A 531-nucleotide genomic window follows, 5' to 3' on the forward strand; every position below is an offset into this window, starting at 1 on the left:
CGTTTGGATGTCCCAAGCGCGTCGTTGCCGATGTGCTCATCCCTTGTTTTCAGGCAGTCGCCGAGCTGATGGCAACCCTGCATATGCCAGGCGGACTTTCGTTGGCRAGCCAACGATTCAYCCGCTTAGTCCTTGTTTTGYCGCAGGTTCYTGYCGGAAAACCGYGGRACACTTTTCCGGAACCTGCTTAGAGGAAATAGCCTTCCTCTTCCCTCCAGCCGACCCAGGCCTTGTTGCCCGGCACGAAGCTCTGGGCGACGGAATGGGTCGGCATTTCCAGGATCAGCGACGGGCATTGCGGCGTGCTCGCCGAAAAGCGCGTCACCGAACCGAGATAGGTGACTGTGTCGATGGTGACGGGAAGCGCATTGCCGCCCGCCGGCCGTTCGGCGTGAAGCGCCATATGCTCCGGCCGGATGGCAAGGTTGTGTGTCGGCGCACCGGCGTCGGTGCTGGCCTTGATCAACTGGTCGCCGCATTTGGCTTCGGCACCGCCGGTCACCGAGGCTGATCCGTTGAGCGGCAGGATGT

1 protein-coding gene is annotated in these 531 nt (G+C 61.6%); it reads right to left on the reverse strand.

Features of this window, described 5'->3' with window-relative positions:
- Positions 1-187 precede the first annotated feature (187 nt).
- The coding region (locus AC1D0P_RS28030; protein ID WP_477679718.1) for a TOBE domain-containing protein at positions 188-531 on the reverse strand (344 nt) is incomplete at its 5' end.

The organism is Polaromonas sp. P1_G2, from assembly GCF_056405515.1.